Source organism: Ruegeria sp. CK3 (assembly GCF_056536565.1).
In genome coordinates, this window is sequence record NZ_JBQFPV010000018.1 from 26,999 (window position 1) to 41,491 (window position 14,493).

At 60.2% G+C, this 14,493-nt stretch carries 11 protein-coding genes and 1 pseudogene; 7 read left to right on the forward strand and 5 right to left on the reverse strand.

Annotation, left to right across the window (positions count from 1 at the left end):
• Positions 1-37: 37 nt before the first annotated feature.
• Together hemP and ACR0C3_RS22280 are read left to right on the forward strand one after the other, a co-directional pair.
• Positions 38-205 (forward strand): hemin uptake protein HemP, encoded by a 168-nt coding sequence (hemP, locus tag ACR0C3_RS22275; RefSeq protein WP_170484503.1) that lies wholly within the window; start codon positions 38-40, stop codon positions 203-205.
• Positions 202-678: a hypothetical protein gene (locus ACR0C3_RS22280; RefSeq protein WP_480760578.1), complete on the forward strand. Its 477-nt coding sequence runs from the start codon at positions 202-204 to the stop codon at positions 676-678. Before hemP ends, ACR0C3_RS22280 begins: the two co-directional genes overlap by 4 nt.
• Positions 679-718: 40 nt before the next feature.
• Here the strand turns inward: ACR0C3_RS22280 and ACR0C3_RS22285 are convergent, their stop codons facing one another.
• The 4 genes and pseudogenes from ACR0C3_RS22285 to ACR0C3_RS22300 form a co-directional block, all read right to left on the reverse strand.
• The gene (locus ACR0C3_RS22285) at positions 719-3,784 is read right to left on the reverse strand and encodes an aminotransferase class III-fold pyridoxal phosphate-dependent enzyme (protein ID WP_480760579.1); all 3,066 of its coding nucleotides are present in this window, start codon (positions 3,782-3,784) and stop codon (positions 719-721) included.
• Between the two features lie 101 nt (positions 3,785-3,885).
• A pseudogene (locus ACR0C3_RS22290) lies at positions 3,886-4,827 on the reverse strand (NAD(P)-dependent oxidoreductase); the annotation flags it as partial.
• 21 nt (positions 4,828-4,848) lie between these two features.
• On the reverse strand, positions 4,849-5,238 hold the full coding sequence (gene cueR, locus ACR0C3_RS22295; RefSeq protein ID WP_480760580.1) for a Cu(I)-responsive transcriptional regulator: 390 nt from the start codon (positions 5,236-5,238) through the stop codon (positions 4,849-4,851).
• Positions 5,235-7,706, reverse strand: a complete 2,472-nt coding sequence (locus ACR0C3_RS22300; RefSeq protein ID WP_480760581.1) for a heavy metal translocating P-type ATPase — start codon at positions 7,704-7,706, stop codon at positions 5,235-5,237. Before ACR0C3_RS22300 ends, cueR begins: the two co-directional genes overlap by 4 nt.
• Before the next feature lie 208 nt (positions 7,707-7,914).
• Here ACR0C3_RS22300 and ACR0C3_RS22305 point away from each other — a divergent pair, with 208 nt between their 5' ends.
• The 3 genes from ACR0C3_RS22305 (at position 7,915) to ACR0C3_RS22315 (ending at position 10,068) form a co-directional block, all read left to right on the forward strand.
• Positions 7,915-8,181 carry a hypothetical protein gene (locus ACR0C3_RS22305; RefSeq protein WP_480760582.1) on the forward strand — a complete coding sequence of 89 codons (267 nt, stop codon included), beginning with the start codon at positions 7,915-7,917 and terminating at the stop codon, positions 8,179-8,181.
• Positions 8,182-8,245: 64 nt separating this feature from the next.
• Positions 8,246-8,830 carry a TetR/AcrR family transcriptional regulator gene (locus ACR0C3_RS22310; RefSeq protein WP_480760583.1) on the forward strand — a complete coding sequence of 195 codons (585 nt, stop codon included), beginning with the start codon at positions 8,246-8,248 and terminating at the stop codon, positions 8,828-8,830.
• 80 nt (positions 8,831-8,910) lie between these two features.
• Positions 8,911-10,068, forward strand: coding sequence for an acyl-CoA dehydrogenase family protein (locus ACR0C3_RS22315; RefSeq protein WP_480760584.1), 1,158 nt, complete (start codon positions 8,911-8,913; stop codon positions 10,066-10,068).
• A 156-nt stretch (positions 10,069-10,224) separates the two neighbouring features.
• Here the strand turns inward: ACR0C3_RS22315 and ACR0C3_RS22320 are convergent, their stop codons facing one another.
• A complete protein-coding gene (locus tag ACR0C3_RS22320) occupies positions 10,225-11,121 on the reverse strand; it encodes a LysR substrate-binding domain-containing protein (protein ID WP_170468547.1) in 897 nt (298 codons plus the stop codon).
• 144 nt (positions 11,122-11,265) lie between these two features.
• On the opposite strand from ACR0C3_RS22320, the gene ACR0C3_RS22325 reads away from it, so the two are divergent.
• Positions 11,266-13,458, forward strand: coding sequence for a dehydrogenase E1 component subunit alpha/beta (locus ACR0C3_RS22325; protein ID WP_480760585.1), 2,193 nt, complete (start codon positions 11,266-11,268; stop codon positions 13,456-13,458).
• Positions 13,455-14,489, forward strand: coding sequence for an ACP S-malonyltransferase (locus ACR0C3_RS22330; RefSeq protein ID WP_480760586.1), 1,035 nt, complete (start codon positions 13,455-13,457; stop codon positions 14,487-14,489). Before ACR0C3_RS22325 ends, ACR0C3_RS22330 begins: the two co-directional genes overlap by 4 nt.
• The last annotated feature ends 4 nt before the right edge of the window (positions 14,490-14,493 follow it).

The following is a 14,493-nucleotide window of genomic DNA, read 5'->3' on the forward strand; positions in this document are numbered from 1 at the left end:
GTTCAGGCCTTTGCCTGAGATACCCCGGAGTTGTCAAATGAACGCGCAGACCCCTATCGCCACCCAGTCCTTTGCCGTATCCATGCTGCCTTCGCATAAGGCCGAAGAGCTGACCAAAGGCGGCAATCTCGCCCATATCGAACTGGGCGATCAGCTTTATACGCTGCGCATCACCCGTGCCGGCAAACTGATCCTGACAAAATGAGCAGCCCGTCGTCTCGTGGCGGCGCAGCGGTTGGCCGCCTGACAGATCTTGCCCCAATCGAAGCAGGCGCGGTGATGTATCTGCGCCTCTGGAGCGAAGGCGCGAGAGGCCGCGCAGATGCTGCCAGTGATTTCGACATTGCCCTGGGCGCAGATCAAGGGCGAGCCGCGATGCTAACCTTGGATCGTCTATGCTCGCTTTGCGCCAGCCACGGCCGCCGTCCATTGATCCGGCATGGATTAGGATGCGCCTGTCTGGGCGCGGATGAGAACTGTTTTGCCCAGATGATAGCGGCCGCATCTGAGGGCGCGCGGGAAGACGCGATGATGATGGCCTCACTGATCGTGCGTCCGGATTTCGCGCCGGCGCTTGCCTCTTTGTCAGAAGAGCTGGGGATGGCCTTGCGGCGCATGACAGCCGCCGTTCCAATACCGACAACCGGTCATCAGACCCCCTCGGCCGTGTTGCATTGATCGGCAAATGAAACCCCGGCGGTCGCGCCGGGGTTTCTACCTAGCAGCAGCCACATCCCGCGTGATGGTGATCGTGGTCGCAAACCGGGGCAGGGGAATAGTCGCCGACGCCTTTCAGAACATCGCGCAACGCCCATAGGATCATATCCACATCCTCGACCTCAATGGTCAGGGGCGGGCGGATTTTCAGTATGTTGTCTTTCGGGCCTTCACTGCCGATCAGGATACGATGATCGCGCATCCGGTTTTTCACAAAACTGCAGATCTCGGTCCCTTCCGATCCATCCGGATTGATCAGTTCAACCCCCAGAAACAGACCCATCCCGCGCACGTCGCCAACGCAGCCGAACTCGGATTCGATCTGACGCAGACCCGCCATCAGACGGTCGCCCATGGCGCGGGCATTGTCCTGCAGGCCTTCGTCATCGACGATGTCCAGAACCTCTTTCCCGATGCGGCAGGACAAGGTCGAGCCGCCGAAGGTCGAGAAGAACTCGATCCCGTTGTCAAAGCTCTGGGCGATTTCCTTGGAAGTGACCAGCACGCCCAGCGGATGACCGTTGCCGATCGGTTTGCCCATGACAACGATATCGGGCAACGCGCCTTGGTGTTCGAAACCGAAATAGTATTCGCCCAGCCGTCCAAGCCCGGTCTGGACCTCATCCGCGATACAGACACCGCCAGCCGCACGGATTTTCTCATACACTGCAGGTAGATAGCCTTTCGGCGGAATGATCTGCCCACCGACCGAGGGGAAGGTCTCGGCGATGAAACCGGCCACGCTCTGACCCTTTGCCTGCAGAGCAGCTATCGCCGGGTCCACGAGATCTGCGTATTTTTGCGCGCGGTCGGCGTCGTCACGTTTGAACGAGCCTCGGTAGTCATCCGCGACCTCGACCAGCTCGACCCAATCAGCCTGACCGATCCCGCCGGGTTTGTTGAACTTGTAGGCCGAGATCGCCACAGCCGCGTTCGTGTTGCCGTGATAGCCGTGATCGGGGGTCACGATCCCCTTGGCGCCGGTATGGGCGCGGGCCAGACGCAGGGCCAATTCGTTGGCTTCGGTGCCTGAATTGACGAAGAAACAGACCTCAAAGTGATCCGGCAGCTTCGACAACACCTTGTCGGCAAATGCGGTCTGCGCCGGGTGCAGATATCGGGTGTTGGAGTTCATCCGCTTCAGCTGATCCGCCGCGACGGCTTGAATGCGCGGGTGGGCATGTCCCACATGAGGAACGTTGTTATAGGCGTCCAGATAGGGGCGACCCCATTCGTCGAACAGGTGGTGTTTCCAACCGCGCACCAACATGACCGGGTCATTGTAGGTCAGGCTCAGATTGCCGCCGAAATGGTCGTGCCGCCCTTGCAGAACTGCCTGTTTGTTAGTCGGCTGATAGCAAACCTTGTCATCGGCGAGGTTCAGCAAGGTCGCCGGGTTCGGACAGACCGCGTTCCACAGCTCCAGCTCATCCGGGTCGGCGACGCCGGGCCAGTCGGCCTCCATGCCCTCGGTTGTCAGGGCAAGCTGGAAATGCACATGCGGGGCCCATCCACCGTTTTGCGAGGCATCCCCAAGCCGCACGAACGCAGCGCCCTGTGCCACTGGATCGCCCGGTTTCAGACGATCGCAAACCTCTGGGTCCAGATGACCGTAGAGCGTATAGAACGGATCCCCCTCGGGCGTTTCATGATGGAGGATCACCACGCCGCCATAGTCGAGATGGCTGTCGCGGTTCTCGACCACTTCGACCCGGCCACTCATCGGCGCGTGCAAAACCGTGCCAGCAGGCGCAAAGACGTCCACGGCTAAATGAACCGTGCGCCGGTCCGAGGCTTTCCACGGCCCCTTGCGGAACCCGGGCTCGGCATAGATCAGACGGGGTTCGTTGTAGTAACCCAGCCAAAGGCCCTCGCCGAATTCCTCACCCACCCGCGCGGCTTCTTCGAGCGGCATATGGAACGGGTTCTGCGGCCATGTGGAATTCTCGACAGAAAGAGACCCCATTGGCACATCGCTCAGGTCCTGGCCAAACATCTCGGCAAAGTGGCCGCGATGGTCGGAGAGGTAAGCATGAATGCGCTCGGCCCCATCGACCACCGGCAAGCCGCAAGCGCTGCGCAAGCGGGCGGACATCAGGCCGCCATTGACGGCCTCGTTCTCAAGGAACCGCCATGCCGGGGCCTGACTGATGGTCACATAAGGGTCGTCAGGGTTTTCCGCCGCCATCAGGGTCGAGTTCACCACGGACACCGCCAGCCGCATCCGCAACAGGGGCCAAATCAGATCGACCTCCTTAGTGCTCAGCCGATTGGCGGCGTGATAGCCTCGGACCAGAGCGGTCAGCGCGCGTTCGGGTTTCGGGTGATCCATAACGATATAGGCCCCGGCAATGGCCACCTCGCACACACGCGGCGCGGCGCACATATCGCCCAGGTCGATCAGGCCGGATACGGTACGACGTTCGCTCAGCTCTCCTTCGACGAGAATGTTGTAGTCATTGGCGTCGTTGTGAATGGCTTGCGTGGGCAGGCTGTTCAGCGCATCTGAGATCGCAGTGAAACCCTGCACAATTTCGTCCAGCAGCGCGCGGCGGGTCGGGTCGCTGACCGCGTCCAGTTGATCCGCGATCCAGTCGCCTTGCATTAGGTCCCATTTGAAATCGTCCCGCTGCAGGCTGTCATGCGCAAACCCGGCCAGAGCCCGATCGGTTGCGCCAAGAACGCGTCCGAGTTTCAGGATCAAGTCTTCGGATTTTGGCTCAACTTTGGCGTAGCACTGACCCGGAAGACGCTCCAACAACCAAGCCAGGCGCGGTCGACCGTCCTGATCTTCGATCTGGGGCAGGACAGCACCATCCAGCGAAGGGAATACCTTGGGGAAGGGCAGGCCCGGAGCCTCAGACGCGATATGTTCCAGCGCTTTAACTTGAAGGTCTACAAACTCTGGCTCGCACCCTTCGCGCATGATTTTCAGGACATAATCCTGACCGTTCTTCGCTTCGACCAGAAAGTTCAGGTCATACTCTCCGTCCAGCCGTGTCAGACGGGCGTCCAGCCCCCAATACTTGCGCAGGGCATCTGCCCAGAAATCACTCATGTCTTTCATTCCCATCCTTATCCGCCGCGCAACGCGGATCTTATCATCTGGCTAAAAAAATCCTCGGGGGTGAATTGGCCCACAGGGCCAAGAGGGGGCAGACAGCCCCCTTAATCCATCGCCCGCAACCGCTTGATCAGCGACGAGGTATCCCACCGTCCACCGCCAAGTTTTTGCACATCCTTGTAGAATTGATCGACCAGCGCGGTGACAGGCAAGGACGCGCCCGTCTCATTGGCTGTGTCCAGGCAGATGCCCAGATCCTTGCGCATCCAGTCTACCGCAAAGCCGTGGTCGAAATGGTCGTCCAGCATGGTCTCGTACCGGTTCGCCATCTGCCAGCTGCCCGCCGCACCCTGGCTGATCACCTCAACCACTGAGCGCCCGTCCAGACCGGCCTTTTCAGCAAAATGCAGCGCTTCGCTGAGGCCCTGAACCAGACCGGAAATCGCGATCTGGTTGCACATCTTGGTCATCTGACCGGCACCGCTTTCGCCAATCCGCCGGCAGATCTTTGAATAGACCTGCATGATCGGCTCGGCCGCATCAAACACCGCCTGATCGCCGCCGCACATGATCGACAGAACGCCATTCTCGGCCCCGGCTTGCCCGCCCGAGATCGGCGCGTCGACAAATGAGATTCCTTGCCCTTTGGCCGCCTCATAAAGCTCACGCGTCACCTTGGCGGAAACGGTGGTGTGATCCACAAAGATCGCGCCATCCGACATCCCGGCAAAAGCGCCATCCGCGCCGGTGCAGACCATCCGCAGGTCGTCATCATTGCCAACGCAGGACATGACGAATTCGGCCCCCTCCGCAGCACCTTTGGGGGTCGTCGCCTTTGCGCCGCCATGTTCGGCCACCCAGGCCTCGGCCTTGGAGGCGGTCCGATTGTAAACGGTGACCTGATGCCCTGCAGCCTGAAGGTGCCCAGCCATGGGATAACCCATAACACCCAAACCAAGAAACGCGACTTTTGCCATGGGATGATCCTCTCCGCTGACCGGCATTGCTTGATTGCCGGAGTATTTGGCACTGACAAAGCAAAGCCTGCGCGAAAGGGCAACCCCGTGTTAGCTGTTCCCGCCCAGATCCTTCAGGATCGGGCAGTCAGGTCGGTCGTCTCCGGCGCAGGCTTCGATCAAATGGCTCAGCGTGTCGCGCATCGCCTTGAGGTCGACGATTTTTGCGTCAATCTGCGCCAGATGATCCCGTGCAACTTGCTTTACATCCGCGCTCGCCCGGCTTTCATCTTCATAGAGCGCCAGCAGTGTGCGGCAGTCTTCGATGGTAAACCCCAAGGCGCGGGCGCGGCCTAGAAAAGTCAGTTTGTGGATGTCCTGTTCGCGAAACCGGCGATAGCCGTTGTCATCGCGCAGAGGTTTAATCAGCGCGATATCCTCATAGTAGCGGATCGTTTTCGCGGGCAGTCCGGTCCGGGTTGAGACATCACCGATATTCATGCGTGGGCCTCCTTCGCTGCTTTCCGCGCACCTTCCGCGACGTTGGGGCGGACCCATCGCAGACGCAGCGCATTGGTGACGACAAAGACGCTGGACAAGGCCATCGCGCCCGCTGCAAGCACCGGAGACAACAATGGCCCGCCAAAGGGGTACAGCACTCCGGCAGCCACCGGGATCAGCAATGTGTTATAGCCAAATGCCCATCCGAGGTTCTGGCGGATGTTACGCATGGTCCGGTGGCTGATGTCGATTGCGTTCACGACGCTGCGCAAATCGCCGGACATCAGAACCACATCTGCGGCCTCAATCGCGACATCCGTTCCGGTGCCGATAGCGACGCCGACATCAGCTGCCGCCAGTGCCGGTGCGTCGTTTATCCCATCGCCCACAAAGGCGAGCGCGCCGAATTTACTGCGCAAGCCCTCTAGCGTTTTCTGTTTGTCACCCGGCAGCAAGTCGGCGGCCACGTGATCAAGGCCAAGCCTGTCGGCCATCGCTTGCGCCGTCTGCGCGTTGTCTCCGGTCACCATGGCAAGCGTCAGGCCCATATTGTGTAACTTGGCCAGCGCCTCGGCCGTGCCCGGCTTCACAGGGTCCGAGACAGCCAGACTGGCCGCAGCCACCCCATCAATGGCCAAGAACAGTGGGGTAGCCCCTTGCGCGGCCCGTGCATCGGCGTCTGATTTCAGATCCAAGATGTCTACGCCTTTCTGATGCATCAATTTGTATGAGCCAATCAGCAGATCATGCCCCTCTGCGCGGCCCTGAAGGCCAAGACCGGTGAGGGACTGAACCTGAGAAACCTCGGGCAGATCAAAGGGTCCGGCGCGGGTGATCGCAGTGGCAATAGGGTGTTCCGAGCGGGATTCGATCGCGGCGGCGAGCCGCAGGACCTGATCCCGCTCAAAGCCGTTGGTGGTTGTCACGTGGTCAAGTTCGGGGCGCCCGAGGGTCAGCGTGCCGGTTTTGTCGAAGGCGATGACCTTGGTCTGCTGTAAGTGTTGCAGCGCATCTCCCTTGCGGAACAAAACACCCAACTCCGCTGCGCGGCCCGTCCCCACCATGATTGAAGTCGGCGTGGCCAGACCCATGGCGCAGGGGCAGGCGATGATCAGGACCGATACCCCGGCCACCAGCGCCAGCGGCAGTGAGGGCGAAGGCCCGAAGATCAGCCAAGCAGTGATCGTCAAAGCCGCAACCAGCATCACCGCTGGAACAAAGCGGTAGGTCAGCCGGTCGACCAGGCTTTGGATGGGCAGCTTGGCCCCCTGCGCTTGTTCCACCATTGAGATGACCTGGGCCAGAACCGTATCCGCCCCAACGCGGGTCGCCTGCACACGCAGCGCGCCGGTTCCGTTTACGGTGCCGCCCACCACCGGGTCGCCAGTAGATTTGCCAACCGGCACCGGCTCTCCCGTAATCATGCTTTCATCGACGTAAGAGGTTCCGTCGAGGATATCTCCATCCACCGGAACGCGTTCTCCGGGACGGATTTGCAGCACGTCGCCCACCGCTATTTCAGCAATGGGGCGGTCCTCTGTTGCTCCGTTTCGTTCAACGCGCGCGGTTTTGGGCTGTAGCCCGATCAGCGCGCGGATGGCCGCGCCGGTTTTGCCCTTGGCGCGCGCCTCCATCATGCGGCCCAGCAGGATCAGAACAATGATCACCGCTGCGGCTTCAAAATACACATTCGCTGTACCCTGCGGCAGCAGGCCGGGCGCGAAAGTCGAGATGATGGAGAACAGATAGGCCGCCCCCGTCCCCAAAGCGACCAGAGCATTCATGTCCGGCACCCCGCGCAGCAGGGACGGAATGCCCTTGGCGTAGAACACGCGTCCCGGGCCAATCAACAGGGCCGTTGTCAGGGCAAACTGGATCAGATAGCTGGTGTGCTGTCCGAGAGTTGCGTGAACCCAATGGTGGAATGGGGGAAGCATATGCCCGCCCATCTCCAGAACAAATACGGGCAGGGCCAAAATGGCGGCCAGCACTGTCGCGCGTTTCAGGTCGCGTGCCTCATCCGTCGTTTTACCGGACCGCGTTTCCGACCCCGGAGACATCTTGAGCTGCGCGGGAAACCCAAGCTGAGTTGTGATCTGTGCCAGCGCCTGCGGCGTGGTCGCGCCCTCGATGTAGGTGACCGATGCGCTTTGGTTGGCGAGGTTCACGCTTGCCTCAAGAACGCCAGGGCTGGCCTGTAGAGTACGTTCGATCTTCGCCACACAAGACGCGCAATTCATCCCGGTGATCTGCAAAAAGGTCTGATGCGTTGCCGCCGGATAGCCAGCGGCCTGTAGTGCATCGCTGAGGTCGGAGACTGGGCCGTCAAACGTGACCTGAGCCGTCTGTGTCGCAAAATTGACCGATGCGTCCTGCACGCCGGGCACAGCCTGCAATGCAGCCTCGGCGCGCCCAACGCATGAGGCACAACTCATGCCCGTGATTTTCAATTGAGTGCCCTGTGTCATGCGACTCATCCTGACAGACTTCTTGCTATCCACATGGGGGTTCCAGTGACGGGAAGGTCAAGAGGTGTTGTGTGGTTTTTAGCGGCCCTCGCGCTGAAATAGGCTTTCAAGCAAGGATTGGGCATTGGGGCTCTCGGGGGCCGACCGCACCGCATTCGGTGAGGCAAAAAAGCCAAACAGTACTACAAGCAACAAAAAGGCAGATCCGATGATCAAGGCCGAGGCGATCTGCAAAGCTGAGCGTATCATACTACCGCCTTTTCACGTGGCCACCGTCGCAGTCAATAAAGCGAGCACCAAAGTGATTGGGACATATTGCGTGGCAACAAAGCTGGAGTGGCGTTTCATCGTCAGATCCCTGGGTGTACAGATCGGTAACTCTTTAAAAAATGTTCTCACTGGCTATGATTTGCAAGAGCTCGCGTTGCAAAAAAGTGAAGTCGTTGTGATGCTTTGGGTTCACGACGTTCAGTGACGTGAAGAAACCGTAATGGAAGTGGGATAAAAATGTACAGCCCGGTACACTCAGGTGCTTTCTGATGCGTCCAAACAAACGCGATGAACTGGTGCGAAAGGCGATGGAGGTCTTCTACCGAGACGGGTTCCACGCGACCGGCATGGATAAACTGGTGGTGGAAACCGGTGTGTCCAAGACCTCGATGTACAAACACTTCCGCACCAAGGAGGATCTGATTCTGGCCGTTCTGCGCCTACGGGATGAGAGTTTCCGCAATCGGATCCTGCGACGGGTTGAGCAGCTGGCGGATACACCGGCTGAGCAATTGATTGCTACTTTTGATGCGTTGAAAGAGTGGTTCGAAGAGGACGATTTCCGCGGATGCATGTTCCTGAAAGCCGCTGCCGAGTATCAGGATGCCAGCCATCCGATCCATGTGCAGGCAGCAGAACATAAACGGGTTATGTTGGAACACCTGACCTCATTGGCGCGCCAATCCGGCGCGCATGCGCCAGAGCTTCTGGCCCGTCAGATTGTTTTGCTGCAAGAGGGCGCGATCGTCTCGGCCGTTCTGTTGAAAAACGGGAATCCGGCTGAAGACGCCAAGGTTGCGGCGCAATTGCTACTGGATGCTGCGCTGACCCGAAAGAACGCTGCGTTGCATTGACGGAACGCGGCGTTACGTGGATTGGCCTATCTACGGTGCCGCGATAGCCTTTCAGGTAACACCTGATCGGAGAATACCACATGTCGCTTTTTACCTCGACCGCAGCCTGGGTCACTGACGAACACCGGATGTTTGCCGAAATGGCAGGGCGGTTTCTGGATGATGAGTTGGTTCCCAATGCCGAAACCTGGGCCGCGAACGGGATCGTAGATCGTGCATTCTGGCACAAAGCCGGGGAAACCGGCCTGATGGCCGGTGCGATCCCGGAGGAATATGGCGGTGTCGGCGGAGATATGGGGTTTGACTCTGTCACTCTGTACGAGCAGACGGCGCGTGGGGATGCCGGATGGGGATATGGGATCCAGTCGATCGTGACGCACTACATCACCGCCTATGGCAGTGAAGACCAAAAGCAGCGCTGGTTGCCCAAGCTGGCCTCGGGCGAGATGGTCGGGGCTTTGGCCATGACCGAGCCGGGAACGGGCTCGGATGTGCAGGCGGTGCGGACGTCGGCTGAGAAAGACGGCAACTCCTATCGCCTGAACGGGTCGAAGATCTTCATCACCAACGGTCAGAGCGCCGATCTGATCATCGTTGCCGCCAAGACAGACAAGACCTTGGGTGCCAAGGGCGTGTCTTTGATTGTGGTTGAGACGGACGGGGCCGAGGGTTTCCGGCGCGGGCGCAACCTCAAGAAGCTGGGAATGAAGGGCAATGACACCGCCGAGCTGTTCTTTGAAGATGTCAAAGTGCCGATGACCAATCTGCTCGGCCCGGATGAGGGGCAAGGTTTCTACCAGTTGATGAAACAGCTTCCGTGGGAGCGTTTGACCATCGGCATCATGGCGCTGGGCGCGATTGATTTCGCCATCACTGAGACTGTGAAATACGTGCAGGAGCGCAAGGCCTTTGGACAGCGCGTCATGGATTTCCAGAACACGCGGTTCAAACTGGCCGAGTGCAAAACCAAGGCGGAAGTGCTGCGTAGTTTCGTCAACGATTGCATTGGCAAGCTGGAGGCGGGTGAGTTGGATGCCGCCACCGCGTCGATGGTCAAATACTGGGGCTCTGAGGTCCAGAACGAGATCATGCATGAATGCCTGCAGCTTTTTGGCGGCTATGGCTTCATGATGGAATACCCGATCGCCCGCCTTTACGCCGATGCGCGCGTGCAGATGATCTATGGCGGCACCAATGAGGTCATGAAGGAACTCATAGCTCGTTCAATAGACGTCTGAGGTCTTCCCGCCCGTCGTCGAAGTTCCTTTCAGAACATCTCCTCCCGTTGGGCCGGGCAGGCGCGGGTGCAGCCCGCGCCTGCCCGGCCCCCTGCCCTCCGCAGGACGCAAGACCTTAGGCCGTGCAGTTTTTCGGTTGGCGGGTTGTTCGGATCTCTATGTGATTTCCGAGTCCAGCTGCCGTTCGAGCCATGCTCGAAATGACTTCAACGGTTCAGACTCAATCCTGTTCTTAGGCCATACAAGATAGTACGCGCCCAAGCTGACTGCTGGCCCATCCCACGCCAAGGCGAGGCGGCCGGTTTTAAGATGTTCTTCGACCAAATAGCTGGGGAACAAGCCAACGCCCAACCCATGGATCGTGGCCTGTATCATCGTTGAAAACTGATCGAACAGCATACCACGCGACCCGCTAACCGGATGGCCCTGAGCGGTAAACCAGCGCTCCCATCCGTCGGGGCGCGTTTCCATGTGCAAAAGGGGTGCCTGCTCCAGCCAGTCCATTTGATCACTCTGGTCGGGCAGAAGGTCAGGTGCGCAGACGGGTACGACATACTCTGTCATGATCTTTAGGTAGTTCACGCCGCTCCAGTTCTGGCGACCAAAGTGAAAACCCGCGTCGAAGGTTTCGGTCTCGAAATCGAAGGGTCGCAGCCTTGTATTCAGGTTAACCGTCACCTCGGGATGATTGCGGGCGAAGTCCTGAAGGCGCGGGGCCAACCAATGCATCCCGAATGCCGGCAGAATGGAAAGGTTAAGGGAGCCGCCGGTTGGGTTGGCCTTCAGTTTCAGCGAGGCCTGCGCCAGTTGATGCAGGGCTGTGCGGGCCGTCTGGACATACTCCTGCGCGGCCGGGGTCAGGTGCAGCCGCATCTGGGTGCGTTGGATCAGTTCGATGCCCAGCTGTTCCTCCATCGTTTTCAGCTGGCGGCTGATGGCGCTTTGGGTCAGCGATAGCTCCTCGGCCGCAGCCGAGGCGCTGCCCAACCTGTCCACAGCCTCAAGCGCGAGCAGGGATGAAATCGACGGAAGAAAGCGGCGGGGCGCGATCATATTACATTTCCTCATACCTTTGGGTTTGATTATCACTGGCTTTTTGCGGGCACCAGCCGGATATAGTGCCCTGCAACGTGCGCGCCCGCGCCGTTCGAAAACAAGACCCGCGGACAGCCCCGCAACATTTGAGAAGGCCGAGCTATGGATCGCGCGCAGATCGTCCATGAGAATTTCCTGTCCCGCGTGGCAAACCGGGATTTTCCCGAAGGTGCGCCCCCGGTTGGCGGGTTGAGCCATGAAGATGCGGTGTCACTTTACCGCTCGCAGGTCCTCAGCCGGACGCTGGATCGCACCAGCCGGGCGATGCAGAAGGCGGGGCAGGGGTTCTATACCATCGGCTCATCGGGTCATGAGGGCATGGCTGCCGTGGCCCACGCTTTGCGCCCAACAGATATCGCCTTTCTGCACTACCGCGATGCGGCGTTCCAGATTGCCCGGGCCGAGCAGGTCCCGGGCCAACAGATCGCCTGGGATATGCTGCTGAGCTTTGCGTGTTCGAAAGAGGACCCGACCTCGGGCGGGCGTCATAAGGTGCTTGGCTCGAAGGCTCTGATGATCCCGCCTCAGACCTCGACCATTGCCAGCCACCTGCCCAAGGCTGTCGGCGCGGCCTATGCGTTGGGGGCCGCCCGGCGGCATGACCCCGAGCATCGGGTGCTGCCCGAAGATGGCATCGCCATGTGTTCTTTCGGAGACGCCTCGGCCAACCATTCGACCGCGCAAGGGGCGATCAACACGGCGGGTTGGACAAGTGTCCAATCCACGCCGCTGCCCTTGCTGTTCGTATGCGAAGACAACGGTATCGGGATATCGGTGAAGACACCCAAAGGCTGGATCGCGGCGTCGATGGCGCATCGTCCAGGCATCAAGTATTTTCAGGCCAATGGGTTGGACATCTATGAGACCTACGCCGTGGCTCAGGAAGCCGCGCATTATGTCCGCACGCGCCGCAAGCCCGCCTTCCTGCACCTGCGGACCGTACGCCTCTATGGCCATGCGGGGGCGGATGTGCCGACCACATATCTCAGCAAGGCCGAGGTTGAGGCGGATGAGGCAAACGATCCGCTTCTCCATTCCGTTCGCCTGTTGGATCACGCGGGGGCATTGGCTCCGGATGAGGCGTTGAAAATCTACCAGGACAGCTGCGCCCGTACGGATCGTGTTGCTGCCGAGGCTGCCACGCGCCCGCATTTGTCGACCGCGCAGGATGTCATGGCCAGCCTGATCCCGCCCAAACGCGCCTGCAAGCCGACGAACGGCCCCAGCGCGGATGCGCGGGCAAAGGCGTTTGGGGGCGACATGCGCGCGATGTCCGACCCGCAGCCCATGAGCCGCCTGATCAACTGGGCGCTGACCGATCTGATGCTGGAACATGGCGAGATCGTCTGCATGGGCGAGGATGTGGGCCGCAAAGGTGGCGTTTATGGCGTGACGCAGAAACTGCAGCAGCGGTTCGGACAGGACCGCGTGATCGACACTCTGTTGGACGAACAATCCATCCTCGGCCTCGCCATCGGCATGGGCCACAACGGGTTTGTGCCTATCCCCGAAATCCAGTTCCTCGCCTATCTGCACAACGCCGAGGATCAGATCCGCGGTGAGGCTGCCACATTGCCCTTCTTCTCGAATGGGCAATTCACTAACCCGATGGTTCTGCGAATTGCCGGGCTGGGGTATCAGAAAGGCTTTGGAGGGCATTTCCACAACGACAACTCTCTGGCCGTTTTGCGCGACATTCCGGGTGTGATCATTGCCTGCCCCTCGACCGGGGAAGACGCGGCACAGATGCTGCGCGAATGCGTGCGGCTGGCACGGGAAGAGCAGCGGGTTGTTGTGTTTATTGAGCCGATCGCGCTCTATCCCACACGGGATCTGAATGTGGCACAGGACGGGGGTTGGATGACAACCTACCCCTCGCCCGACCGCCGGATTGCGTTGGGCGAGATTGGGGTGCATGGCGACGGCACCGATCTGGCCATCGTGACCTACGGCAACGGCCACTACCTGTCGCGTCAGGCGTTGCCTGAGTTGCAGGCGGCCGGGGTGAACGCTCGTATCGTCGATCTGCGCTGGTTGGCCCCACTACCGGCCGAGGCGCTGCTGAACGCGACCAAAGACTGCAAGAAAGTTCTGATCGTGGATGAATGTCGCCGCACAGGCAGCCAGTCCGAGGGGCTGATGACCCTCTTCCGCGAAGAAAGCGCCCAGACGCGGGTCGCCCGCGTTGTGGCTGAGGATTGCTTTATCGCGACTGGCCCGGCCTATGCCGCACCCCTGCCGTCCAAGGACGGTATCGTCGCTGCGGCCCTGACCCTGACCGGAGTGCGGAAATGACCCGAACAGCTGTCGTGATCTGCCCCGGTCGGGGCACCTACAACAAGCCCGAGCTGGGCTATCTGCACCGTCACCACGCGGACAAGATGCCGATGTTACAGCGCTTTGATGCCCTGCGCGCCGAGGCCGGGCAAGAGGGGGTAATAGCGCTAGACGGGGCCGCGCGCTTTGCGGTCAGTACCTATTCGCGCGGCGATGTGGCCTCACCCCTGATCTATGCCGCCGCGCTGGCGGATGCGCAGTCGCTGGCGGATGATATCGAGGTGGTGGCCGTGACGGGCAACTCGATGGGTTGGTATATCGCACTAGCCGCCGCTGGTGCACTGAGCGCTGAGAACGGGTTCCGCGTGGTGAACACCATGGGCACTCTGATGCAGGAACATCTGATCGGGGGACAGTTGGTTTATCCCTTCACCGATGACAGCTGGATCGACAGCGCGAACCAGAAACAGGCGTTGTTGCATGACGTCTTTGACATCAACGCGGTCGAGGGGCAGGATCTGGCGCTGTCGATTGAGCTGGGCGGTATGCTGGTGCTGGCCGGGAATGAGGCCGGTCTGGCCGCATTTGAGGCGTCTCATCCCACCGTTCAGGACCGCTTTCCCATGCGGCTGCCGAACCATGCGGCGTTCCACACCTCTCTGCAGGCCCCGATTGCCGCTGAAGGTCGGACGCGGCTGAAGGCCAATCTGTTTGGCCAACCCCGTCACCCGATGATCGACGGGCGTGGCAAGATCTGGTGGCCGGGCGCCACCGATACCGAGGCGCTATGGGACTATACGCTGGGCCATCAGGTGACAGAGCCCTACGATTTCACCCACGCCATTCAAACCGCCGCGCGAGAGTTCGCACCCGACCTGTTCATCGTGACGGGGCCGGGGGCGACACTGGGCGGTGCGGTGGCGCAGTCTCTGACCACGGCGGAGTGGAGCGGCATGGCTGACAAGGCCTCATTCATCGCGCGACAAGAGGACTCACCTATTCTGGTGGCCATGGGGCGTGAGGATCAAAGGGCTCTGGCGACGGGCTAGGCAC